18 protein-coding genes and 2 tRNA genes are annotated in these 23,991 nt (G+C 43.4%); 7 read left to right on the top strand and 13 right to left on the bottom strand.

Features of this window, described 5'->3' with window-relative positions; genetic code table 11:
• Window positions 1-23 precede the first annotated feature (23 nt).
• A tRNA-Met gene (locus NH399_RS13860) sits at window positions 24-100 on the top strand.
• A 58-nt stretch (window positions 101-158) separates the two neighbouring features.
• Here NH399_RS13860 and NH399_RS13865 read toward each other — a convergent pair.
• Window positions 159-1,574: a class I SAM-dependent methyltransferase gene (locus NH399_RS13865; protein ID WP_253041049.1), complete on the bottom strand. Its 1,416-nt coding sequence runs from the start codon at window positions 1,572-1,574 to the stop codon at window positions 159-161.
• A gap of 141 nt (window positions 1,575-1,715) precedes the next feature.
• Window positions 1,716-4,862: a hypothetical protein gene (locus tag NH399_RS13870; RefSeq protein ID WP_253041051.1), complete on the bottom strand. Its 3,147-nt coding sequence runs from the start codon at window positions 4,860-4,862 to the stop codon at window positions 1,716-1,718.
• A gap of 384 nt (window positions 4,863-5,246) precedes the next feature.
• On the opposite strand from NH399_RS13870, the gene NH399_RS13875 reads away from it, so the two are divergent.
• Together NH399_RS13875 and NH399_RS13880 are read left to right on the top strand one after the other, a co-directional pair.
• Entirely contained in the window at window positions 5,247-5,597 is a 351-nt protein-coding gene (locus tag NH399_RS13875) for a DOPA 4,5-dioxygenase family protein (protein ID WP_253041053.1), read from the top strand.
• Between the two features lie 13 nt (window positions 5,598-5,610).
• Window positions 5,611-6,369, top strand: a complete 759-nt coding sequence (locus NH399_RS13880; protein ID WP_253041055.1) for a class I SAM-dependent methyltransferase — start codon at window positions 5,611-5,613, stop codon at window positions 6,367-6,369.
• A gap of 39 nt (window positions 6,370-6,408) precedes the next feature.
• Here the strand turns inward: NH399_RS13880 and NH399_RS13885 are convergent, their stop codons facing one another.
• Both NH399_RS13885 and NH399_RS13890 read right to left on the bottom strand, forming a co-directional pair.
• Window positions 6,409-6,714, bottom strand: coding sequence for a helix-turn-helix transcriptional regulator (locus tag NH399_RS13885; RefSeq protein ID WP_253041057.1), 306 nt, complete (start codon window positions 6,712-6,714; stop codon window positions 6,409-6,411).
• A gap of 12 nt (window positions 6,715-6,726) precedes the next feature.
• The gene (locus NH399_RS13890; RefSeq protein WP_253041059.1) at window positions 6,727-7,161 is read right to left on the bottom strand and encodes a hypothetical protein; all 435 of its coding nucleotides are present in this window, start codon (window positions 7,159-7,161) and stop codon (window positions 6,727-6,729) included.
• A 366-nt stretch (window positions 7,162-7,527) separates the two neighbouring features.
• Here NH399_RS13890 and NH399_RS13895 point away from each other — a divergent pair.
• A tRNA-Met gene (locus NH399_RS13895) sits at window positions 7,528-7,604 on the top strand.
• 122 nt (window positions 7,605-7,726) lie between these two features.
• Here NH399_RS13895 and NH399_RS13900 read toward each other — a convergent pair.
• From NH399_RS13900 to NH399_RS13920, 5 genes are all read right to left on the bottom strand, one after another.
• Window positions 7,727-8,758, bottom strand: coding sequence for a quinone-dependent dihydroorotate dehydrogenase (locus tag NH399_RS13900; protein WP_253041061.1), 1,032 nt, complete (start codon window positions 8,756-8,758; stop codon window positions 7,727-7,729).
• 15 nt (window positions 8,759-8,773) lie between these two features.
• Window positions 8,774-9,058 (bottom strand): TfoX/Sxy family protein, encoded by a 285-nt coding sequence (locus NH399_RS13905; protein WP_253041063.1) that lies wholly within the window; start codon window positions 9,056-9,058, stop codon window positions 8,774-8,776.
• A gap of 80 nt (window positions 9,059-9,138) precedes the next feature.
• Window positions 9,139-11,796 (bottom strand): type I DNA topoisomerase, encoded by a 2,658-nt coding sequence (gene topA, locus NH399_RS13910; protein WP_253041065.1) that lies wholly within the window; start codon window positions 11,794-11,796, stop codon window positions 9,139-9,141.
• Window positions 11,797-12,298: 502 nt separating this feature from the next.
• Window positions 12,299-14,782 carry an ABC transporter permease gene (locus tag NH399_RS13915; RefSeq protein ID WP_253041067.1) on the bottom strand — a complete coding sequence of 828 codons (2,484 nt, stop codon included), beginning with the start codon at window positions 14,780-14,782 and terminating at the stop codon, window positions 12,299-12,301.
• Window positions 14,775-15,479, bottom strand: a complete 705-nt coding sequence (locus tag NH399_RS13920; protein WP_253041069.1) for an ABC transporter ATP-binding protein — start codon at window positions 15,477-15,479, stop codon at window positions 14,775-14,777. The genes NH399_RS13915 and NH399_RS13920 overlap by 8 nt, the downstream gene beginning before the upstream one ends.
• A 109-nt stretch (window positions 15,480-15,588) precedes the next feature.
• Between NH399_RS13920 and NH399_RS13925 the strand changes: the two genes are divergently transcribed.
• A complete protein-coding gene (locus NH399_RS13925; RefSeq protein ID WP_253041071.1) occupies window positions 15,589-16,233 on the top strand; it encodes an arylesterase in 645 nt (214 codons plus the stop codon).
• 74 nt (window positions 16,234-16,307) lie between these two features.
• Here the strand turns inward: NH399_RS13925 and NH399_RS13930 are convergent, their stop codons facing one another.
• A complete protein-coding gene (locus tag NH399_RS13930) occupies window positions 16,308-17,513 on the bottom strand; it encodes an aspartate aminotransferase family protein (RefSeq protein WP_253041073.1) in 1,206 nt (401 codons plus the stop codon).
• Window positions 17,514-17,923: 410 nt separating this feature from the next.
• Between NH399_RS13930 and astA the strand changes: the two genes are divergently transcribed.
• Window positions 17,924-18,940, top strand: a complete 1,017-nt coding sequence (astA, locus tag NH399_RS13935) for an arginine N-succinyltransferase (RefSeq protein WP_253041074.1) — start codon at window positions 17,924-17,926, stop codon at window positions 18,938-18,940.
• Between the two features lie 323 nt (window positions 18,941-19,263).
• Here the strand turns inward: astA and argB are convergent, their stop codons facing one another.
• The 3 genes from argB to astE form a co-directional block, all read right to left on the bottom strand.
• Window positions 19,264-20,094, bottom strand: coding sequence for an acetylglutamate kinase (gene argB / locus NH399_RS13940; protein WP_253041075.1), 831 nt, complete (start codon window positions 20,092-20,094; stop codon window positions 19,264-19,266).
• On the bottom strand, window positions 20,091-21,149 hold the full coding sequence (gene argC, locus NH399_RS13945; RefSeq protein ID WP_253041076.1) for an N-acetyl-gamma-glutamyl-phosphate reductase: 1,059 nt from the start codon (window positions 21,147-21,149) through the stop codon (window positions 20,091-20,093). Before argC ends, argB begins: the two co-directional genes overlap by 4 nt.
• A gap of 84 nt (window positions 21,150-21,233) precedes the next feature.
• Window positions 21,234-22,259 (bottom strand): succinylglutamate desuccinylase, encoded by a 1,026-nt coding sequence (gene astE, locus NH399_RS13950; RefSeq protein WP_253041077.1) that lies wholly within the window; start codon window positions 22,257-22,259, stop codon window positions 21,234-21,236.
• A 355-nt stretch (window positions 22,260-22,614) separates the two neighbouring features.
• On the opposite strand from astE, the gene astB reads away from it, so the two are divergent.
• Window positions 22,615-23,961, top strand: coding sequence for an N-succinylarginine dihydrolase (astB, locus tag NH399_RS13955; RefSeq protein ID WP_253041078.1), 1,347 nt, complete (start codon window positions 22,615-22,617; stop codon window positions 23,959-23,961).
• The last annotated feature ends 30 nt before the right edge of the window (window positions 23,962-23,991 follow it).

Below are 23,991 nucleotides of genomic sequence, written 5' to 3' on the forward strand. Positions count from 1 at the left end.
TTGTGATTAATCTTATTTCCAGTTGCGGGGTGGAGCAGTCTGGTAGCTCGTCGGGCTCATAACCCGAAGGTCGTTGGTTCAAATCCGGCCCCCGCTACCACATTCTAAAAAACCAGAAAATCAAATCGATTTTCTGGTTTTTTTATGCCTGTTAGAATCTAGCGGTTAGCAAAAACAAACGTCTGGATATTGATAGACATTGACAATGACGACGCCATTGCATCTTGTTTTGCCAACCAATAATCTTTTGATACTTCCTCGCGCTGGCCAACGAAGTCAAACATCGACAGGAAGCTCTCTTTGTTCAAAGCCACATCTAACTCCCTCACACCATCACCCGATTGAACACCCACACGAACAGAAAAGTCCTGTTCTAGTTTAAGCCCATTTTGTCGAGCCATTTCTGGTAACAATGTCATTATCTGGCGATCACCCTGATACAGATCACAATGCGCCTTTATCACATTGCTAAGAGCTTTAGGCCCCTTAAAGGTCGCATCATTAACATCGACAACATAGAGCAAGCCTTGTTTCTTTAACAATCGAGCCATCTCTTCGATAGCGAGTTCAGGACTGGTTAAATGAATGAATAAGAAACCACAATGCAAAACGTCGTAATAATTTGACTCAAGGTGTGTTTGATAGGCACTCCCGTTGTGCCACCCAATGGCAGGGAAACTTTTCTGAGCTTGTAAGTAAAGCTCAGTCGAGCCTTCCAACCCCTCGATAGAAAACGACTTAAACTTATCATGGGTACTGAGCAGATTCAGGTAGACGCCGGCTCCCGACCCAATATCAAGTAAGCGACCTGAGTTTGGTAGCTTCTGAACAGAATCATAAATCGGCGACTGTAGTGAAAACAATGCAGCAGCTTGCTGAGACAATCTAGGCAGTTCACTTTCAAGATCGACACCTGCAACATAAAGGTTCTCCTCTGCCAGCTTCTTAGCCGCGACGAGATCATGACGGTGATTCTCGCGCAAAAAGGTTAATAAGCTGGGTAGCTCTACATCAGAGTAGGTGCGACGAGTCAAAGTATAGAGTGTCCGTCGGCATATAAGATACTGATTAAGTAATGCCTCACCTCCATCACACACCAATAGATCACCTTCTGACATCGATTTATAAAACTGCTTTCCCCAATAGTTCATATAGAATTTAGCAAGATGCTGGTGTTGAGGAATGAGCAAAACAAATGTTCGGTCAGGTCGAATAATTTCGTAGATAGTTTTTCCTAGATAAGCACATAGCAACCCATTCAGATTTTTGCCTCTTATGGAGGGAGCCTCCATGCGCATACCGTAACGAACCGCACGCCCCCATTCAGATGCACTCCCATACTGCTGTCCAATCGGGCTTTTTTTATCAAGAAAAAAAGCCGAAATACTCGAAACCAGCTCACCATCATAAAAAGCACCAAGATGAAGCGCTTCACTGTCTTCTTCTGGATTTACAAAACCTTCGGCAACACCTTGTTCTTCAACATAAATTGACTGGCGAAACGATTGAATTTGCTCCTTATACTCGTGGTAGTTCATCCATTTAATAGTCAATTTAGAGGGTTCAATTTTCATAACTAGATTTACACGTCCATTTAAATGGCGGCTATTATACCCGAAGCCTATTCGACACTCTGATAGCTTTTTAGGTAAATATTGAACCTCGTCTCATAACTTTCAAGGCATCAGTTGCAGGTGATAGTAAGGGCGCTTACATCAAGGTGTAAGCGCTGCCGTTTTCGAAACCAACTTTAGCTTCCAGTTTTCCATGGGTGTTCCCGACAAATCAAGATGACTGGTTAAGTAATAAAGTCGTTGCGTTGCCAGTCCATCAGGAGCTAATTCAAATCGCTGCTTCAACCAATATGGAGGAATCGACTGGCTATAAACCGTCGCTTTTACTGATAACTTCTTGCTATTAACATTTTGGGGCAGAGATACTTTATACAACAAGCTATCTTGCCCTTTAAAATCGAGAGAGTCGTTTTTATTCTGATAATCTTTATCTTGTAAAGCGAGTCCTTCTGGATCCGTCGCCTCCATAAACTGATAAATCACTTGCCCTTGAGGTTTAAAGTAACTGGCCTGACGCCATCCCTTGGGCAATAAGCGATTGTCTTTAATGGCATCGACTCGATGAATAAAACTGGTAGTAAACTCTTCTTGTGCATTCAAGTTTAACTCTTCGTAGATCTGAACCTGATCTTCGCGAGTGATGACTTGATGATGCTGTTGATAACTGTTTTTATTAGGCAAAAACTCAGTGTTCAAAGGTTTGTTATCGGCACCGAGTATTACACCAACCGAGTTGGTCTTGCCAGAGCTCCATATAGGTGACTCCCCATCAAAAACGGTGAACTCGATAAACACCCGTCGAAATGCAACACCACTGGGCAATCGATGTCCCGTTTTATTGGTAAGAGTCACTCGAGTTGTCAGCAGATTATTTTTTAAGGACTGGATGTTAACATCCAGTTCAACCGTATCTCTTTGCGCCTGAGTAATCATACTGTTCAGAGCCAACTCATTACCCGTTGTTGCCGAGGTCATATAGTCACTCTTTTCAACACCAAGAATATCACTGAACTGATTAAACATTTCTAACAGGAAGACATTCATTCCCACATGAGTATGACGCTTGTAGGTATCTCTTAATGGCACGGTCATTTCTTTGAGTGGCAATAAATGTTCAGCATCAGTGCCATCACTATCTTGTATGGTGGCGATTTTCGTAACAAGACTATCGATATTTACAGATTGAGTATCCGACTCAAATTGAAACTTATTAGGCATGTGGCAATCCTGACAACTCTGGAAGTCTTTCCCTGGTTTTCCATTGTTATCAACTTCTGCAAAAGCGCTGTTCTGCCACTCTAAAAATGTCGCTTGCTCTATCGTGTGATTGTAATCTTTAAAAGGCGTGTCTGCGCCCGCCGCCGTAAGCACCGGAAATTTATTTTCATCTAATCCAATGTTTGGTAAGTTGATGGTGTGACAGGTGCCGCACAATTGAGAGTCCTTAATATAAGGGTTATTAAAAGGCGTTGCGCCGAGTGCATGCTCCATCGGCTTTTCAATAACATCAAAGGGTCCAAAAATTTTATCCGCTGGCCCCTGATTAAACTGCCCCGTCGAGTTATGAAAAAGCACATAGGCTAATTCTTTAGGTGTGGTACGATTAATCCAGTCAGGTTCGGTAGGACTCCAGTTTTTAACCGCTAGAGGATCAGGTGCGTCAATATGATGACAAACCATACAACTGATGCCTTCGCGCGCTAGTGCTCCATATTTATTGTATTCATAAGTCCCCTGCTTTTGCTGTTGCTTCTTTTCTTTTTCTGTTAAAGCCTCAGTCAGGTAGTAGTAATCCACTTTAAAGTTTTTATCCAGATGAGGATTTGTTGCTGCATCCTTTGCTAACTGACGCTGCCCCATCGCTCCGTGACAACTTAAGCAGGTATTCGTCACCGCTTGTTGTGTCGACTTTAATGAGCCTTTTAACTCATGAGGATGATATTTTTCATTATTAACGAGAATAGCCATTTCGCTTTCTAGCTGCGCATGAAAAATAGGATCTCTACCAGCCAATCCCATAGGCGACCACCGCCACTCGCCGTATTCAGAAACATTAAAACCATCACCATATTGAGGTCCAGTTTTCACAAACATAGTGACACCATAAGGAGAGCCACCTAATCCTCCATGACATCCCATGCAATTATCAGAGGTAACAAACTCCGTAGGATGCTCAGCAGGCATCACGACGTGATCGAGCCATTGTGGAGGAAACGCTTTAACGTTGTTTTTGGGTACGGGTTGAATTTCTGGAAACGTTTTTACAAACTCGGCATTAATCGATGAAGACTGAGCTTTCTTACTCTTGCTGACTAAATTATCTCTGGTGCTGTGATCAATATTAATCACCTTAGAAGTTGCCGATTTACTTGCAGACTTTAATGATTGTTGCGTATCCCATGGTAATAAAGGCTTCGATAACATCATTATGCTTTGGACAAAGGGATCATCTTTGAGTTTATTCAGAGGATAAGGATCAGGTAGTGGGTTAGGTGAAAAATGCTCTTTTGTGCGCCAAGAATTATCAACAAAGAAAATGATAGGATCGCCAGAAAAACCTTTGATGTTTTCTAATGCACTGAATGTCAGCTCTTTCTCTGCTGAAGAATGACAACGAACACAAGGCATAGCAAACCCTGAGTATCGCAACTGAGAGCCACTGCCATTTCTATTGGCCTGAGTATCCACTTGTTGAGCGATAGACTGTTCTATGGTCTGGCCATTTTTCGGCAAGCTGACACTGCCCCAAAACCAGCCATCGGCAGATGCTTGGCTATCTTTAACCATAATAGTCCAGTCACTGACTAAAGAGGCTAGTAATTTGTCGTAATCTTTGGGATCACGATATCGAGGATCTTTTGCCAGCTCTTGATACAAAGCAGCCGGAGGAGTAAACATTTCTTTGATGATCATCGATCCATCAGGTAAATCACCACGACGTCCTCCCTGTAACCACATCATCACTTCTGGCGAATAATAGATTCTTACCGCAGGGTGAGTACCGTAATACGTCTGATTAATGTAAGGACCAGTATCACGTACGCCTTTATCAACAGCCCATCCAAGCTTTGTGTATTGTCGCTTTAAGGTCCATCGATAAAGCACTTTTTCATAATCGACTAACGGCAAGCTACTCGGAAGAGGCAAGTCGGCTTGTTCTCCCATATTTTGATTAGCATGATTGGCACTTACCAGAATGGAGTTTAAAAATAACAGCAATAACAATGGCAGTTTACAAAACGTTAATAGACGTAAAAACCAGGTATTGCCAAAGAATGACGCTTTCATGGTCTGTCTCCCTCAGTCCTTTTTGTAGACATACTCTTCAAGGCTCGCATGCTCAAGAAGTGATAGTAGATAACGGCAAAAGAAATAGATGGTCGCACAGCCAAGTCTAGTAGGACTTAGTCACTTTACGTAGGCCAGAAGAATTTATATTAGATAATATCTCAAACTCGATAATCGACAGACCAAAAATATACCAAAGCATTTCAAGGTGCAGGTAGGCAGCCAGCAAGCGAATCCCCTGAGCTTAGCTTTACTAAGTGATTGAGGTGAGTGCGTGCAACCAACAACGCTGCACCTTGAAAGGCGACGGGTATAAATAGGCAACAACATCATATTCTTTTGTTATTATAACTTTATGATTAGAACTGACAGAGAATGCGTATCATGACCGAGCCTAGACGCCCAGTGAACCAACACAAAGCTTATCATGCCCATGTCTACTTTGATGCTGATACGGTAGCCTTCGCTTCCAACTTATGTAAACAAGCAGGAGAGAAATTCGGTTTAAAAGTGGGCAGAGTCCATGAGAAACCAATCGGTCCTCATACTCGTTGGAGCTGCCAAATTACCTTTGGCACAAAACATTTTGACGATTTTATCCCCTGGCTTGATCAACATAGAGAGGGACTATCGGTATTGGTTCATGCCCTATCAGGTGATGACTTAAAAGATCATACTGATTATGCCTATTGGCTGGGTGACGAGGCAGAACTGGATCTTTCCATTTTCCAATAACGATGTTTGGCTCATGTCGATGAACAAAGATACCACTCAATACTTTCAATCAAGGGGTGATGACTACGCAAAATTTCGCCCAACTTATCCCGTCGAATTGGCTCAATCGCTCGAGACGCTTGTCCCTCAACATAAACAGGCATTAGATGTTGGTTGTGGTAATGGCCAATTGACTTGTTTGTTAGCACCTTTTTTCGAGCAGGTAGTCGGAACTGATGTCAGCGCTAATCAGCTTCAACATGCAGCCTCTTTAGATAATGTGAGTTATCTGCACCAAAGAGCCGAAGAGCTTGAGTTACCAGACAACTCCGTTGATCTTATCGTGGTAGCACAAGCTGCACATTGGTTTGATCTGGCGTTGTTTTATTCTCAAGTGCGTCGAGTGGCAACTAACCACTGCGTGATAGCTTTGATCAGTTATGGCGTTCCTTATATCAAAGCACCTGTTAATACTATTTTTCAGCAAGGCTACTGGCAAGAGCTTCATTCATTCTGGCCACCAGAAAGAGTGCATGTAGAAACAGGCTATGCAGAACTTTGGTTTCCTTTTACCGAGCTTGAACTTCCAAATCATAGCTGTCAAAAGATCATGACCTTCGAAGAGTTTGTTGGCTATATTAAAACTTGGTCTGCTTATACCAATGCTATAGAGCAACAGAGAGAAGATGTTTTTGCTCTCTTCTTTGAGCGTTTACAAAACCGATGGCCTCACCAACAAACACTCGAAGTTGTCTGGCCAATTTCGGTCAGAGTAGGACAAGTTTTTGACTAACTTTGAATCTATGGTCGAGCAAAGCCAGACGACTTTGCTCTAACTCCATAGTTTCATAAGTAGAGCTCCGACAACGCCACCCACAATAAATACCGGAACTAAGGCATATATCGATACGGTGTTCTCCATCTGCTCAGGTTTGGGATCATCCTGGTGCTGAATAATGTCTTCGATGGTTAACTCAAAAACTGCACACAAACTTAGTGCCGTTTCTTTGGACGCAGCGCCGTGACGCTCAACGCGTTGAACCGTTCTCACACTGACATTACATACATCAGCTAGATGTTGTTGTGTCCACCCATTAGCGGCACGCAGCGACTTAATTCTGTCTGAATTTATTTCCAAAATTTTGTCCTGTTAGCCGATCAACACGGTCATTAAACGAACAGTAATAAATCCTGCAACAAATCCAACCGCAGTCATCATTAATATGCCTTCTAGCCCACGATAAGTTTTGCCAAAGGGGCCTTTAACAATTAATGGGCGCTCGTCTTCGTCCAGCAGCTCCAGGTCGTGATAAAACTTGCAACTTACTCCGGCATCAAAAAACTGTCGTCTTTGAATAACGATGCGAAAATCCTTTTCCCATAATCGGAAGTGATGAATGGCGGTCGGCAACAGGCTGTATTTGTCAGAAACAATGGCGTCGTCAACATACACCATTTGTCTGCCGGTAAGATCATTTAAGCATACGCTCACTTCATGACCTTGATGATTAAAAATAAAGGTATTGCCTACCAGTGGTTGAGAATCGCTGTGCTTATCGTTCATTTGTTCTGAGCTTGTGTTCATTATTTTTCCTTTTGAGTCTTGCATGATCGCAGGACCCAATTAGAGCAAGCATAACACAGTTAAATCGACGTCAGAATCGCGACAGTCCCCCAAACTGTCAGGTGACAGCCTGGCTGTCACTTCGTAACTCATTGAAAAGCAATAAGTTTAAAAAGCTCTGATAGATGCCCCTTCCTATAGCATCGGCTAAAGGCGATTAAACTTTGTCCCCTTCGATGCCTATTTTTTTACGATCTAAGAGCACCTTTTAGCACATATTTTCATCAGCCGAATAAATTTGGGAAACTTTAAAAATAAGTGCTTGCAATCGTCACTTCATGTCGGTAGTATGCGCACCTCGTCAGGCAAACTGACGCATTACATTGATGCGGGGTGGAGCAGTCTGGTAGCTCGTCGGGCTCATAACCCGAAGGTCGTTGGTTCAAATCCGGCCCCCGCTACCACATTCAAAAAAACCGAAGCCATTGCTTCGGTTTTTTTATGCCTGAAAGAAAATAACGGTAATTTTCAAATCTTGAGACACCAGCGAAGCAAAATCCCCTCTGGCATCTCAAGTAGCAGAGTTTTACTGCCGAGCTAGCTTAATCGCCCGTGCTGCCGCTTCAATCAAAGCAGGCCCCTGATAAATAAAACAACTGTAAATCTGAACGAGGCTGGCTCCCGCATTGATTTTATCAACGGCTGACTGTCCATCATGAATGCCCCCCACTCCAATGGTAGGAATATTTCCTTTAAGTGCCTTATTCAATCGCGCCAATACATCGGTGCTCATCTCAGTTAGTGGACGTCCACTCAAGCCGCCCGCTTCATTACCGTGTTGTAGCTGTTCGACTCCCGTGCGCGACGATGTGGTGTTAGTCGCGATGATGCCATCAATATTGTGTGTTAAGAAGGTCTCTGCCAGCTCTTCTACTTCGGCATGCTCCAGATCAGGAGCAATCTTAACCAGTACAGGCACCTGCTTTGAGTGCTGAGTCGCTAATTCCCCCTGACGCACTTTGATGGCCGCCAACAAATTATGCAACGCTTCACCAAATTGCAGATTACGTAAGCCGGGTGTATTAGGTGAAGAGATATTCACCGTGATATAGTCTGCATGCTCATAGACTTTGTTCATGCAGTGAATGTAATCGTCTACCGCATTTTCTTCGGGAGTGTCTTTGTTCTTGCCAATATTGATCCCCAAAACGCCATTAAAGTTTGATGCCTTTACGTTTTCCACCAATTGATCAACGCCATGATTATTAAAGCCCATGCGATTGATAATGGCGTTGGCTTCTTTTAAACGAAACAGTCGTGGAAGTGGATTTCCTTCTTGAGGTCGAGGCGTTACTGTACCCACCTCAACAAAACCAAAGCCAAGCGCACCGAGGGCATCGATACAGGCACCATTCTTATCTAACCCGGCAGCTAAGCCAACGCGATTAGGAAAATCCAGTCCCCACAACGAAAAAGCGTCATCCACTCGCTTCTCTCTCATCAGCCCGCTGAAAGGAGAGCTCTCCATCCACTTCATCATTTTGAGCGAAGTGTCATGAGCTTTTTCTGCGTCCATCGAAAATAGTAAGGGGCGAATAAGGGGATAAAGAGTCTTCATATTAAAAGGAGCCTGCTATGCAAATGGAGAGGGTTGATCGTTTAACGCGGCGATTAAATCATCTTTTGTAGTCTGGGGCAACTGGTTCCAGACGAGATCCTCTAGTGCGCCATACATCGCATACAAAAGACTGAGTGACACTTTGTACCCAGCCGACTGCAATAAACGATAGGCCGTTACGGGACCAAGCTTTTGTAAATCGTCATAAGTGTAGACATCAATCGCCGCCAGCCATTGCGCCGATTTGGGCCCTAGATTTCTGAGCGATTCAATAGGAGCCATTGTTGAAGTTTTGGTCATTTTGCCTTTTATGCCTTACAGAAACCAAAAAACCTCTTAAAAGCCAAGACTTCTAAGAGGTTTTTAAAGAAGAACATCACCTAAGATTTAGCTTTGGACTTCTTCTCAGTCACCACCCAGCTACCGTCTTTGTAGTGCGCGCTCCAGCCAGTCGCCTTGCCGTCTTCGTTTTCACTCATGACGTACTGCTCTTTCGATTTACGACTAAAGCGAATTACCGACTTGTTCCCATCTGAATCCTGCGTTGGCGCCTCTGTAAGATAGGCAAACTTAGGGTCCAGCTGGTCTTTCACGGTCAGAATTTCTTCAACCAGAGGTGGTCGAGTTTCTCTGTTTTTAGGGAATTGACTGGCCGCCAGGAAAATACCCGAAGCGCCATCTCGCAGTACATAAGTGTCTTCGACCTTACGGCATTGCAAATGAGGCATTGGGATAGGATCCGCTTTCGGTGGTGCTGCTTCGCCGTTCTTAAGCAGTTTACGGGTGTTCTTACATTCTTCGTTCGTACACCCAAAGTACTTACCAAAACGTCCCGACTTAAGCTGCATATCCGAGCCACACTTATCGCACTCGATGAGCGGACCGTCATATCCTTTGATTTTGAAAGTACCTTGCTCAACTTCAAAACCGTCGCAAGAAGGGCTATTACCGCAAACGTGCAGCTTACGCTGCTCATCGATCAGGTAGCTGTCCATCGCCGCACCACACTTAGCGCAACGATGCTTGGCACGCAGATTTCGGCTTTCAGCTTCTTCGTCTTTATCGACGGCTTCTGCTTCATCTCCAGGCACCAGATTGATCGTATTCTTGCACTGCTCTTCTTTCTTTAGTGCAAACCCGGCACAACCTAAAAACACACCTGTAGTTGCTGTGCGAATGGTCAGTGGGTTCTTTTCACACTTAGGGCAGGTAATATCAGTAACAACGGGATTGTTAAGCTTCATCCCGCCATCTTCAGGTTCGGCTTCTGCCTGCTGCAACTTGGTTACAAAATCTTTATAGAATTCGTTAAGCGTTTGCTTCCAGTTTTTGTCGCCACCAGCAATCGCATCGAGATTCTCTTCCATCGAAGCCGTAAAGGAATAATCCAATAGGTCCGAGAAGTTTCCAAGCAGGCGATCCGTTACAATCTCGCCCATCTTTTCGGCATAAAAACGACGGCTGCGTAGACTAACGTAACCACGATCCTGAATCGTTGAAATAATAGAAGCATAAGTAGAAGGACGACCGATCCCTCGCTTTTCTAACTCTTTAACCAATGCCGCTTCACTGAATCGTGGTGAAGGTTTGGTAAAGTGCTGCTTCGGCAGTAGTTCTTTAAGATCCAAAGACTCGCCCGGCTTAAGATCAGGCAAGCTGACATCATCATCATTCTTTTTCATCGGTGGCTGAACACGTGTCCAACCATCAAAGCGTGTCACTCGACCTTTTGCTCGTAACTCATAGTTCTCGGCAACAACGGTTAAGGTGGTCACATCATACTCAGCTGCTGTCATCTGACAGGCGACAAACTGACGCCAGATCATGTCGTACAACTTCACAGCGTCTGGTTCCATTCCCATTAGCTCGTTGCCACGACGGCCAACATCAGAAGGACGAATGGCTTCGTGAGCTTCTTGAGCACCTTCTTTGCTGCTGTAGCTGATCGCTTCTTTGGGCAAATACTTATCGCCGTACTCACCTTCAATCAAGTCACGACAAGTCGCCACTGCATCGGCACTCAAATTGGTCGAGTCGGTACGCATGTAAGTAATGTAACCCGCCTCATACAATCGCTGGGCAAGCATCATGGTCTTTTTGACCGAATACTTTAAGCGTGTACTCGCAGCCTGCTGCAAAGTAGACGTAATATAAGGTGCACCAGGACGGCTGCGTGAAGGCTTGTCTTCTCGCTTTAATACTTCGTAGCTGGCTTGATTGAGAACGGCCAATTCTGCATCAATTTGCTCTTTTGATGTTGGCTTAAACTCTTTGCCATCTTTTTTGTTCACCTGCATGCGCAACAAGTGCTTTGCTTTTGACTTTAGATCAGCATGCAAATCCCAATATTCTTCTGGCAAGAAGGCGCGGATCTCACGCTCTCGCTCAACAATCAATCTAACAGCAACGGATTGCACACGCCCTGCTGACAAGCCTCGTGCCACCTTTTTCCATAATAAGGGTGAGACCATAAAGCCCACCACACGATCAAGGAAACGGCGAGCTTGTTGGGCGTTTACAAAGTCCATATCAATAGCAGATGGCTTATCAAAAGCTGACTGTATCGCCTTTTTGGTTATCTCATTAAAAACAACTCGCTTATATTTCTCGCTGTCACCACCAATGATTTCCCGCAGGTGCCAGGCAATGGCTTCCCCTTCGCGGTCCAAATCCGTTGCGAGATAAATTTCGTCGGCTTTTTCTGCCTGAGTAACGAGTTCTTTGATAACTTTTTCTTTGCCCGGCAACACTTCGTACTGGGCTTCCCAATCTTGCTCAGGATTAATGCCCATACGATTAAACAGCTGAGCCTTGGCTTTTGCTGCCTTGTGTTTGACTTTCTCGTCTGGAGACATCTTGCGAGTGATTGCGGCTTGCTTGGCTCGTTCTTTAGGGTCGACTGGAGCCTTGGCTGAACCACCAGAGGGAAGATCTCGAACGTGACCAACGCTCGATTTAACGATGTAGTCTTTCCCCAAATATTTGTTGATCGTTTTGGCTTTAGCCGGTGACTCAACAATAACTAATGCTTTTCCCATTGACTAAAATCTGCTCTTAATTAACCCAATGGCTCTCACCAATGGAGGGCCTTTATCTGTTCTTTCGATTCTATGCTGCGGTCGAAATCTTATTTATTTTTGGACCAAACTGATATCGAAATCAAATTATTTATAAATTTTTCTGCTCTGCCTTATCCTATGAACCTTCAATTTACTATATAACATAGTATAAAAATCATAGAGTTATGAACAAATAATAAAACTTGATGAGTTTAAATTGTATACAAAAAAACCATCAAAGCGATTCACGAAGGGCCAAGCATCCTACTAATCAGCGAAAAGTAACACAGCTGATCGCCGATTGAAACGAACTCTGCACAATTTTATTCATAAAGCTTTCTTTCTGTGACTTAGCCAGTTGATTGTCTCCTAGAGTAGCACGCACCTCGACAAGGCGCGTCATTATGGTCAGGATTATATGAAGAATTAATGATAGTAATAGGCTCAAAGGGAGTATTAACGCTCCCTTTAAGCATCAGGGTTAAGCTTCTTTTAATATCTGCGCCGGAGGGGTTTTTAATACCCTCTGATTTCCCCAGACGCCAGCAGGAACAATCAGCGCCACCGCCACTAAAGGAGCACTAAACCATAACCAGCCATGGAATTCTGGAGTGATCTGAAACACCTGTTGATACAAAACTAAAGCCAAACTTTGCGCCGATAATGCAGCAAAACCGCCTGCTAAAACCCCTAACACCCAGTATTCAACCAAAGTTGTTTTGCGTACAAATCCTTTGTTTGCGCCAATGGTTTTTAACAGCGCCGCTTCGTACATTTTATCGTCCAGAGTCGCTCTTATGGTGGCAAACAAAATCGCCAGCCCAGTTAAAATAACAAAAATTAATACAATCTCGACAGCAAGTGATGCTTGAGTAAAGACCTTTCTTACTTCTTTTAATATCAAATCCAATTCAATAATGGACACGGTTGGATAACGCTCTAACAAATCGTTAAGGAGTAACTTTCGATCAGATGCCAGAAAAAAACTGGTCATATAAGTCGAAGGAAACGACTTCAGCGACTCATCATTAAAAATGACATAGAAGTTGGGTTCAAAAGAATCCCAGTCTACTTTGCGAATGGATGTGATAGGCGCCGAAACTTGCCGTCCACCAATATCAAAGGTTAACGAATCACCTAGTTTTAAACCAAGCTCCTTGGCCATTTTTTGTTCAACAGAAATATGGGTTTGCTCATTGGCCCCCATCGACCAATCACCTTCCAGAAGCTGATTAGAATCCGCCATCTGAGACGACCAGGTCAGATTTAAATCCCGTCGTAAAGTATTGTGCTTGAGTGCCTTTTCCGACAAAACATCTTTAGGCGCCTGGTCATTAATCGCAACCATCCGGCCTCTGATCATCGGATACAAACCCGCCGATTTAATCGACTGAGCAGTGAAAAACTCATTCAAACCTTCTACATCTTCAGGTTGTAGGTTCACCAAAAAGTGATTGGGCGCATCTTCTGGCAGTTGCTCTTGCCAATCCACTATCAGTTCGTTACGTAGCAATAAGATAGTGAACAGCAAAGTTAAGGTTAAACCAAAGGCGGTAATTTGAATCAACGATGCGCTACGATGACGAGATAAATGTTCGACCCCGAAGCGCACAGCCATAGAACGACCTTGGGTGATTTTTTTTGCAGCTTCAAGCAATAGACGAGACAGCAATAAGCCTACAGCCATTAGCAATGAGCCGCCGATTAACAACACCAATACTAATGTCAGATTTTGTGCATACAAGAACAATATGGCGCCCATGACCACTAAAGATAATGCCAATACCAACCAGGATGACATGGCCATAGGTTCCAGCTCGCGTCGGAAAATGCGCATGGGTTCAATTGCTCGAATACGTAATAAGGCAGGCAAAGCAAAACCTAGCAACACCACCATACCCGTTGCAAAATCCAGAGCTAATGTCGTCCAACGTAGACCCGGCAACTCACTGGGCAGAACATCGGCCAGAACCATCACCAGAATCTGATTTAACCAATAGCCCGTGAAAATCCCCGCAATCGTGCCCAATGCCCCAGCAAATACCAGAACCCAACAGAAGATAACCACCACCTGGTTCTTTTTTACGCCTAAACAACGTAACAACGCACTATGATCAAAATGACGAATTGCATAACGATTGGCAGCGATGGCAATTGCGATGGCACCTAATAGTAAGCCCAACACTCCCGACAAATTAAGATAGTTTTTGGCACGACCAAGGGCAGATCCCAGAGCAGGAGCACCAGAGTTGATACCCGTTAATCGTTGAGTACGATTGAGTTGTGGACGCACCCACTCGGCATAATCAGCTAACGCTTGCTCACTACCACTTAACGACAATCGATAGTTAAGCCGACTCCCAGGCTGGATGATATTCGTTGCTTCTACATCCACTAAATTCATCATTACCGTTGGCGAAAAATTAAAAAAGCTACCACCGCCTGGCTCACTGATAATAACGCCATCAACAACCAACTCGCTGGTTCCGATTTGTAGCTTATCGCCTTTTTTTAATTGCAACTTGTGCATCAAACGCGGTGACAACCACACGCTTCCCTGAGCTGGAGCCCCTACTTTTTCAGCGCCTTCAGCAAAAGGTTCATCGGCAATCAGCAAGGTACCGGCTAATGGGAATTGGTTGTCGACAGCTTTAATGGTAGATAAATTAAATTCTTCTCCAGCCACCACCACACTCGAAAACCACAAAGATGATGAGTGTTGCAACTGGAACTGCTCAGCCTGACTGACCCATTCTGCATCAATCGCTCTTGGTGAGCTTAAAATCTGATCCGCGCCTAATACTTGCGCCGCCTCTTTTGTCATGCCTCGATCAATGCGGTCAACCAACAAAGTTACCGCCGATAAACCACTGATGGCGATCCACAGCGCAAACATTAAGACACCAAGTTCTCCGCTACGCCACTCTCTGCGAAAAAGCCTCCAGGCCAATTTGATATTAAGCATTCACGACTCCAGGTTGAGCTTCTTCTGCCACCGACGAATCCAGAATAAGACTGCCCGCTTCAAGCTCCAGTCGACGCTGGCAACGCAACGCCAGTTGTCTGTCATGAGTCACCAACACCAAAGTGGTTCCTTGAGTTTCATTCATTTCAAAAAGTAAGTCAGCAATCCGTAAACCGGTTTTAGTATCCAGATTGCCCGTTGGCTCGTCGGCAAACAGGACTTTGGGCTCAGACGCAAAAGCCCGTGCAATGGCAACTCGCTGCTGCTCACCACCACTCATTTGTTTAGGATAGTGAGTAAGACGATCAGCAAGCCCAACCTTACTGAGCAGTTCTTCTGCTCGCTCCATGGCATTGGTCGCGCCTTTAAGTTCCAGTGGCAAGGCGACATTCTCTAATGCAGTTAAGGTAGGCAGGAGATGAAATGACTGAAAAACAAAACCGATATTACTCGCTCTAAAAATAGCGCGTTCATCCTCATCCATTTTAGAAATGGATTGTCCTGAGATTTCTACATCTCCCGAAGAAGGTTGATCCAAACCAGCCAGCAAACTCAATAAGGTAGACTTACCAGAACCAGAAGCGCCAATGATGGCCACAGATTCTCCCTCAGTAACCTGAAAAGAGATATCATCAAGAATAGTGAGGTGGCCGTTATGTGTTGCGACCTTCCGACTTAAGTGAGAGACTATCAACATATATTTCTTCGCCTAAAGTTTATACCCGTCGCCTTTCTGAGTGTATGGGTGTTAGCCGCACTTGGAAATACTTTGGGCATACGTGTTTCAATTGGATACCAGAACCTTTATGACCAAGCCTATCATGAAAAATCGCTCAATACTGTCCCGGATTTTGTTAATACTTATTTCTACGTTTACACTCAGCGGCTGGAGCCAATCACTGATAATACTGGGCGACAGCCTGAGCGCATCTTACAATATCCCACTAGAAAGTGGCTGGGTTCATTTATTGGAATCCCGATTAAATAAGGATTATCCAGACATTAAAGTGCTCAATACCAGTATAAGCGGTGAAGTGACAGGAAATGCGTTAAAACGACTGCCTGCCATATTAGAACAAAATAAACCAGCGGTTGTTGTGATTGAGTTAGGTGGCAATGATGGTCTTAGAGGGTTTCCTCTTAAGCAAGTGAAAGCCAATCTGGAAAATATGATCAAACTCTCACAAGCTGCAGGGGCAAAGGTAGTGTTAACCGGTATTCACTTACCACCCAACTATGGCCCAGCCTATACCCAAATTTTTTCGAATGCTTATCAGCAACTAGCGACTCAATATAAAACAGAGTTCGTCCCGTTTATTTTGCAAGATGTTGGAGACAATCCAGAATTGATGCAAGCCGATGGTATCCATCCGACCGCCGAAGCACAGCCCATCGTATTAAAAAATATGTGGCCAGCAATCGAGAAAGCCATTAATAAAATATCAGAATAAAAATTTCGCTATAAAAAAAGGAGCCTTCTGGCTCCTTTTTTTGTTCATGCACGTTTTGCATCCATTAAAAGTTGTTATCCAACAACTTTAGCAATGCCTTTTTCTAATGCATCAAGGCCAGCAGTTAACTCTTCATCAGTCACAACTAACGAAGGTGCCATACGTAATACGTTTGGACCAGCCATTAATATTAATGCACCTTCTTCAAGCGTTGCATTCATAAAGTCGCGAGCGCGGCCTTTATATTCTTCTTTCAATGCACAGCCAACTAACAAACCACGACCACGCACTTCTGTGAACACATTATGCTTTTCGTTAATGGCATTAATACGCTGCTCAATCATATCGCGCTTGGCCATCACACCTTCTAAAACTTCTGGAGTGTTAATCACATCAAAGACAGCACTGGCAACGGCACATCCAAGAGGGTTACCACCATAAGTACTACCATGAGTACCAACGTTCATGCTCTTAGCAATTTTATCGGTTGTTAACATTGCGCCAATCGGGAAACCACCACCTAAAGCTTTTGCCGTTGTCATAATGTCAGGAGTCACAGAAGTATGCATGTATGCGTAGAGTTTACCAGTACGACCTAAACCCGTTTGAACTTCATCAAAAACCAACAGAGCACTATGCTTGTCACATAAATCGCGAACGCCTTGTACAAACTCGTTATCAGGAACAATAATTCCGCCTTCACCCTGAATGGGTTCCATAACAACCGCACAAGTTTTGTCAGAGATTACTTCTGCCAAAGCTTCAAGATTATTGTATTCAACATGCTTGATTCCACCAGGCAAAGGCTCAAAACCTTGAGTGTACTTTTCTTGACCACCGACACTCACGGTAAATAAAGTACGACCGTGGAAACCTTGATAGAAAGCAATGATTTCATTTTTCTCTGGAGAGAAATTATCTTTTGCATATTTACGCACTAATTTGAATGCAGCTTCATTTGCTTCTCCACCAGAGTTAGCAAAGAAAACTTTTTCGGCAAATGTGTTAGAAACTAATTTTTGAGCTAATTCCAACGCAGGTTCATTAGTAAACACATTACTCATATGCCATAACTTATCTGCCTGCTGCTTTAACGCATCAACCATCACCGGATGACAGTGTCCTAGAGCATTTACTGCAATACCACCAGCAAAATCAATGTATTCTTTGCCTTCTGAGTCCCATATACGGCTACCTTCACCTTTAACGGGAATCATAGTCATTGGTGAATAATTAGGAACCATTACTTCATCAAATGTTGCACGAGAAACTTCACTCATAACGCACCTGTAGTTGCTAGCTTTATATCTTCTCTCATCATTATAGAGAAGGTGTTCATTAAACGCCGTATCTTCGCCGTTTTGCTTCTGGATTTCCACCCCTTAGCGTTAAATAAACTGTATTAATTTGTAGCTTCAAAACCTACGCAAATGCGTTAGGGGTTAACCTTTGCTACTATTTCTGCTTATAATGTCGCGCTCAATCACGGTTCAAGTTCTAAACTTTTACATCTGACATGTATTTCAAGGGCTAATATTTCATTAATTAAATATGAAAAAACAATGAGTTGCCTTGATAAGTTACTTTCGGTTACATAACGGATTCAAAAAGTTACCACTTTTCTGATTGATAATTAATTACTATATAAAGAATAAAAAACCTAGTGAAGCGAGTACAGGAGAACGGCCTAATGATGTTATTTCGCCCGGTCAGGCAGGAAGATTTGCAGCAAATTGCTGCACTTGCTCAAAAAACAGGAGCAGGATTAACGACCTTGCCTAAAGATCCGGAGAAACTGGAAAAAAAAATAGCGCTCTCAATTGACTCGTTTAATAAAACACTAGCCGATCCTGGCGATGAATATTATTTATTTGTATTAGAAGACACTAACACAGGCGACGTTGTCGGTACATCAGCGCTTGCTGCTGCGGTAGGATTAGAGCAACCATTTTATACTTATAAATTAGGAAAAACGGTTCACGCCAGTCCTAAACTAAAAGTTCATAAATCCATTCCCACCTTGATTTTAGGCCATGACTACACGGGCACAACAGAGATTTGTACTTTGTTTTTATCACCAGATCATCGCGGTGGTGGTGCAGGTAAGTTATTGTCTAAAGCGCGTTTTTTATTTTTAACGCAACATCCTTCTCGCTTCTCAGACACCGTTATTGCAGAGATGCGCGGCTATTCTGATGAGAATGGCGTATCCCCTTTTTGGGAAAGCCTTGGCCGTCATTTCTTCGACATGGACTTTGAAGATGCCGATCGTAAAAGTGGCGAAGGTACCAATGAATTTATCGCTGAATTAATGCCTAAGTACCCGATTTATGTACCTTTGTTAGGCGAAGAAGCCGAACAAGTATTAGGAAAAGTTCATCCAGATACAGAGCCAGCACTTGATATGTTAAAGTCAGAAGGCTTTGAGTATAAAGGCTACGTCGATATCTTTGATGCGGGTCCAACGATCGAAGTAAAGAGCGATGAAATTGATACCATCAAACGCTCGCATAAATATTCTGTTGCTGCAATTGAAGATGTAGAAAACGACTCTAGCTTTCTTGTTGCCAATTTAGCGCTTGCAGATTTTAAAGCCGGGTTATCCAGTGCGGTAGTAAAAGATGAAAAAATAACGATAACCTCTGAACTTGCAAAGGCTCTAGAACTTAAAGTGGGTGATACAGTCATTGCTTCACAATTAAGATAATTTCTTTTTTCAGAGAAACCGGTATCAATAGATCCCGGTTTTTTTGTACCTCTAAAAAATGAAAACTCATGCATCAACCAGCATAATTAATCACAAAAAATTTCTTAAAAATTTATTTTTTATAATACAAAGTAATCCAAGCCTGATTGTACTGATCGAACGCACTGATCGAGTGCAATTAGAAAACCTACGCGAATAAAATAATTTAATATGAATCTTTATGCATTAAAAAGAAAAAAGGATTTGAGCGAAATAAAACAGATTAAGAAATTAAGAGCTTGCTGGAGCTATTAATAAAAAGGCTCCAGCAAGAATATGACAAGCTAGTTATGGATACGAGTACCAAACTCACTTTCGCCATTAGCAACGGCAAGAAAAGCGCGAGGATCACGACCGGATACAATCGCGATAGATTCAACACCTTGAGACAACAACGAAACAGCCTCTTCAACTTTAGGGATCATGCCCCCTTGAATGACTTCTGTTTCAATGAGCTCTTTTGCCGACGCGGGTGTTACATCCGTGATCCGTGAGTCAGGATCATCCAGATCAACAAAGATGGCTCCAACTTGCGTTGTCAGCAACAACAAGTCGGCTTTTAATTCTCGAGCAATTTGAACAACAGTCGTGTCTGCATTGATGTTAAAGACTCGACCTTTCTCACCAACACCTAATGTTGCAATCACAGGAACAACACCTAAAGCTAACAAACCACGCAATAGTTCGCCGTTAATGCCTGTCACATCACCTACCTCACCAAAGTCGATAGGATCAGGACCAGCCCCAGACATCACTCGAGGCGGGCGCTTAACTGCTTGAATTAGCTCACCGGATGCACCATGACAGCCAAAGGCATTCACTCCGGCTTGTTGCAAAGCTGAGGTTAACTCTACGTTAACCTCACCAGCAATCGCTTGCTTGACCACTAACAAGTCGTCAGGACCAGTTATGCGTCGTCCGCCAACTTTATTCGGTACCAAGCCATGCTTTTCTTGCAGACGATTGGTTTGAGGACCACCACCATGCAATAACACAACCTGCCAACCTGCATCGATTAGCGACTTAACATTGCTGGCTAAACCGGTACGTTCGGCATCATCCAATAAAACATCGCCGCCAACTTTAACGACAGCATTCTTTGGATTTACACTCATGGCCACATTCCAGGCGCGTCCAAACCAAAGTGCATTGGCTTATCAGTCATTAGGTTAAAGCTTTGAATCGCTTGACCCGCACCGCCTTTAATTAAGTTATCAATTGCAGAAGTACAACACAGTGTTTTCACACCAGTTAACTCGTCAACACGAACCGTAATACCGATCTCTACTCGTGCAGTTCCCGATACTGCAACCACTTCTGGCGAAACGCCAACTGGCATAACCGTCACTAGCTTATGATTTGCGTAATAATCTTGATAGATTTTTTGAATCGACTCAGCATCATGACCTTCAGGCAAATCTAATTGAGAAACTGCTAATATACCTCTTACCAATGGCGCAGAAACTGGCACAAAGTCTAACGCAATCATCTCGCCACCAGCGCTATTAAGCGTTTGCAAAATTTCGGAACGGTGTTGATGGTGAAGAGTCTTGTAAGTTTTTAGATTGTTCACGCGAATCGCATGGTGAGTGCCAGCTTGAGGCTTAACGCCTGAGCCAGAAGAACCTGTCATAGACACGTTTCTTACATTCACGTTTTTCAATAAGCCCGCTTGTGCCAATGGCAATAGACCCATCGCAATCCCCGTTGCAAAACAACCTGGACTTGCAACGTGCTTGGCAGTTTTAATAGCTTCTTCATTTAACTCAGGCATGCCGTAAGTGAAAGTACCTAAACGGTCAGCACATGGATGCTCAGGAGCATAGTCACGTAAGTAATCTTCAAGATTTTCTAAGCGGAAATCACCGGACAGGTCGATAATACGAACGTCAAGGTCAAAGAGTTCCATAGCTACTTTGGCGGTAATGATATGTGGCATTGCCAAGAAAACAATGTCAGCACCTTCGGCACACTCTTTAGGAGAAATATCTTCCAAAATAAGATCATCGTGACCTACCAATGCACGGTGTACTTTGCTGACAGGTTCACCAACATAGTCTTTACTCGAAATGCGCAATACTTCAACATCATCTCGAACCAATAGGTGACGTAAAATTTCTGCAGAACCGTAGCCAGCGCCGCCGATAATCGATACTTTTACTTTACTCATTATGAAACCTCATGTGTTAATCGGTCACAACTTTATGACAATCCAATAAAGTGTTGGGTATTAAATACTTCAACACTCGACTTATTAAATTCTGGTTTTTCGAACCACTAACCCTGCTCTTTGTCCAACAGGCACTTTGGCGTTAGGGAAGACAATAGCTTCTCCATCTTCTTCTACACGATAGCCACCATCAGAATCTTCTGACAACTGAAAACCAGCATCAAAACTAGAGAAATTTTCAAGGTCATCAGAAATATTTAGAGCAAAAGACTCTGATTTTTTTAGCAGCTCATCTTTAACTTCAAATAGGTTAAAGTCTTCATTATCAAAGGCTTTCACATTCACCGTTTTGCCTTCAATAAGAGTCGATAAATTGGCAGTAATCGCAGCGAAATCAGACATCGTGTTTTCGCCAAAGGGTTTCACCTTACCTAATTCAACAGTAAACGCATGAGCCTCAAACTGATGGCTGCTGAAGTAAGAGAAAGTACCTGATGGCTGATGACCTAATAAGATGGTGTTGATATCACTCGCTAACATAAACGACAGCTGCTCTTTGTTCCAGTCTCGTCCATCAGGGTAAGGATAAATTGAAAAGCGAGCGTACTTTGAGCCACGAATAGCAGTATGCAAATCATAGTGACAACGTGTGGCATCCTCTCGCTTACCAAAAAAGTCTTTCACATAATCTTCCAGGCGTTTAGCACGAAGCGCTTCATGATGCTCTTTGCCCTGGTGCTTGCCATTGAACAAACGGTTCATATTTTCGATATCGAAACGCTGGCTCATATTCATCGCCACTGGGTTACCGATAATGCATAAAACGCGATTATGAACGGACAGTTCTTGCATTAAAATGCGACGCACCAGATCATCGACAATTTCAATGGGGGCTGTTTCATTACCGTGAACTCCCGATGAAATCACTAAATCGGTGTTAGCAGGCGAAGAGGGTTCAAATACAATGACTCCGGTATCCAACAATTGAACCTTTAGGCCATCATCAAGCGCAAATTCCAGGGTTTCTGGGATTCCAGCCTCATATTCTCGCGTTAGCGCTAAAAAGCCTTGTTCAACGAGTTGTTTCTTCAATTGCTCTACTGTAGACATGGTATCTCTTTTGCGAGTTGTTCATAGCAACTTATTATACATTGTTAAATCTTTGATGGAATCTTGACGACTCAAGATCCGACAAGATTCTGCAAATTGTAGCAACTTTGCTATATTCAATTTGAGTCTATTGAGAGTCCAATGCTTTCGTTTTATCCACTACCCTGATAGGCTATGCGCCACTGCCCTCCACTCCGTTGAATAAAGATCGCTTTAACAACAAAAGAAAATGCAGTGGCTAGCCCATATAATGTTTCAATGAGTGGTTGATAATTTAAGGCATAGTAAAAAAAGCAGCGGTAATAGCTTGTTCAACAATTTGATTTGTATCAATTTGTAGTAGGAATTCAGAATTATGAAAGCATTTGAAGTTAACTTTGATGGTTTAGTCGGCCCCACGCATAATTATGCAGGACTGTCTGTAGGTAACGTCGCGTCCTTATCGAGCGCATCTCAAGTTTCTAGCCCAAAAGAAGGTGCAAAGCAAGGCTTGCAAAAAATGAAAGCATTGCACGATATGGGTTTAAAGCAAGCCTTATTACCGCCACTGGAAAGACCAGATGTTCACACACTTAGAAAACTCGGCTTTTCTGGATCTGATGAAAACATTTTAACGAAAGCTTATCGTGATGCACCGCAAGTTTTTGTGGCGGCCTGCTCCGCCTCTAGCATGTGGACGGCTAATGCCTGTACCGTTTCTCCCAGTGCTGATACAGCCGATGGAAAAGTTCACTTTACAGCGGCTAACTTGTCGAACAAATTTCACCGCTCTATTGAGTCACCCACAACGGCTCGAGTGTTAGAAGCGATTTTCAATAACCCCAACCACTTTGCTCATCACACTCCATTACCACTTGGAGATCACTTTGGCGATGAAGGTGCAGCTAACCACACCCGTTTCTGTACTCAGTACGGCGCTAAAGGTGTCGAGTTTTTTGTCTTTGGTAAGTACGCTTTCGACAACTCAAAAGTAGCGCCGCGCAAGTTTCCTGCTCGACAAACTTTTGAAGCTTCTCAAGCGATTGCACGTTTACACCAACTCTCTGATGACAAAACGGTTTATGCTCAACAAAATCCAGATGTCATCGATCAAGGCGTTTTCCACAATGACGTCATATCCGTTGGCAACCGCAATACACTTTTCTATCATGAGCAAGCCTTCCTTAACACCGACGAAGTGCTGCGACAACTACAAACAGCTTATGGAGACGATACTTTCCATGGTGTGATGGTTCCTGAAGCCAAAGTTTCTGTCGATGATGCGGTAAGAAGTTATTTATTTAACAGCCAGCTCGTTTCTCTGGATGATAACAATATGGCTTTAATCGCGCCGGGCGAGTGTCAAGAGAACCCCAACGTTGATGCTTACTTAAAAGAGCTAGTGACTCTTGATAATCCCATTAACGAAGTCAAAATTTACGACGTTAAGCAAAGCATGCGCAACGGCGGAGGCCCAGCCTGTTTACGACAACGTGTTGTGTTGAATGAGACAGAAATAGCAGCTGCTAATCAGAATGTCTTTATGAATGACGAATTATTTAAGACACTCAATAGCTGGGTTGATAAATTCTATCGAGATGAACTTTCCGAGAAAGACCTGGCCGATCCTCAGTTACTTATCGAATCACGCTCTGCTCTGGACGAGTTAACTCAAATATTGAATTTGGGTTCTGTGTATCCTTTCCAATTAGCGGGCGCATAATACAAATGCTAAAGGCTGGTCTAATGACCA

The organism is Pleionea sp. CnH1-48, from assembly GCF_024124665.1.
In the GTDB taxonomy this organism is placed as follows: Bacteria; Pseudomonadota; Gammaproteobacteria; order Enterobacterales; family Kangiellaceae; genus JAMXSB01.

Bases quoted from the DNA above. Each gene is read 5' to 3' on its own strand.
- NH399_RS13930 (WP_253041073.1), bottom strand. From the start codon at position 17,513: ATGAGTGAAGTTTCTCGTGCAACATTTGATGAAGTAATGGTTCCTAAT.
- NH399_RS13915 (WP_253041067.1), bottom strand. From the start codon at position 14,782: ATGCTTAATATCAAATTGGCCTGGAGGCTTTTTCGCAGAGAGTGGCGT.
- argC (WP_253041076.1), bottom strand. From the start codon at position 21,149: ATGAGTAAAGTAAAAGTATCGATTATCGGCGGCGCTGGCTACGGTTCT.
- NH399_RS13920 (WP_253041069.1), bottom strand. From the start codon at position 15,479: ATGTTGATAGTCTCTCACTTAAGTCGGAAGGTCGCAACACATAACGGC.
- NH399_RS13865 (WP_253041049.1), bottom strand. From the start codon at position 1,574: ATGAAAATTGAACCCTCTAAATTGACTATTAAATGGATGAACTACCAC.
- topA (WP_253041065.1), bottom strand. From the start codon at position 11,796: ATGGGAAAAGCATTAGTTATTGTTGAGTCACCGGCTAAAGCCAAAACG.
- astE (WP_253041077.1), bottom strand. From the start codon at position 22,259: ATGTCTACAGTAGAGCAATTGAAGAAACAACTCGTTGAACAAGGCTTT.
- NH399_RS13870 (WP_253041051.1), bottom strand. From the start codon at position 4,862: ATGAAAGCGTCATTCTTTGGCAATACCTGGTTTTTACGTCTATTAACG.
- NH399_RS13890 (WP_253041059.1), bottom strand. From the start codon at position 7,161: ATGAACACAAGCTCAGAACAAATGAACGATAAGCACAGCGATTCTCAA.
- NH399_RS13900 (WP_253041061.1), bottom strand. From the start codon at position 8,758: ATGAAGACTCTTTATCCCCTTATTCGCCCCTTACTATTTTCGATGGAC.
- astB (WP_253041078.1), top strand. From the start codon at position 22,615: ATGAAAGCATTTGAAGTTAACTTTGATGGTTTAGTCGGCCCCACGCAT.
- NH399_RS13925 (WP_253041071.1), top strand. From the start codon at position 15,589: ATGACCAAGCCTATCATGAAAAATCGCTCAATACTGTCCCGGATTTTG.
- NH399_RS13880 (WP_253041055.1), top strand. From the start codon at position 5,611: ATGTCGATGAACAAAGATACCACTCAATACTTTCAATCAAGGGGTGAT.
- argB (WP_253041075.1), bottom strand. From the start codon at position 20,094: ATGAGTGTAAATCCAAAGAATGCTGTCGTTAAAGTTGGCGGCGATGTT.
- astA (WP_253041074.1), top strand. From the start codon at position 17,924: ATGATGTTATTTCGCCCGGTCAGGCAGGAAGATTTGCAGCAAATTGCT.
- NH399_RS13905 (WP_253041063.1), bottom strand. From the start codon at position 9,058: ATGACCAAAACTTCAACAATGGCTCCTATTGAATCGCTCAGAAATCTA.
- NH399_RS13875 (WP_253041053.1), top strand. From the start codon at position 5,247: ATGACCGAGCCTAGACGCCCAGTGAACCAACACAAAGCTTATCATGCC.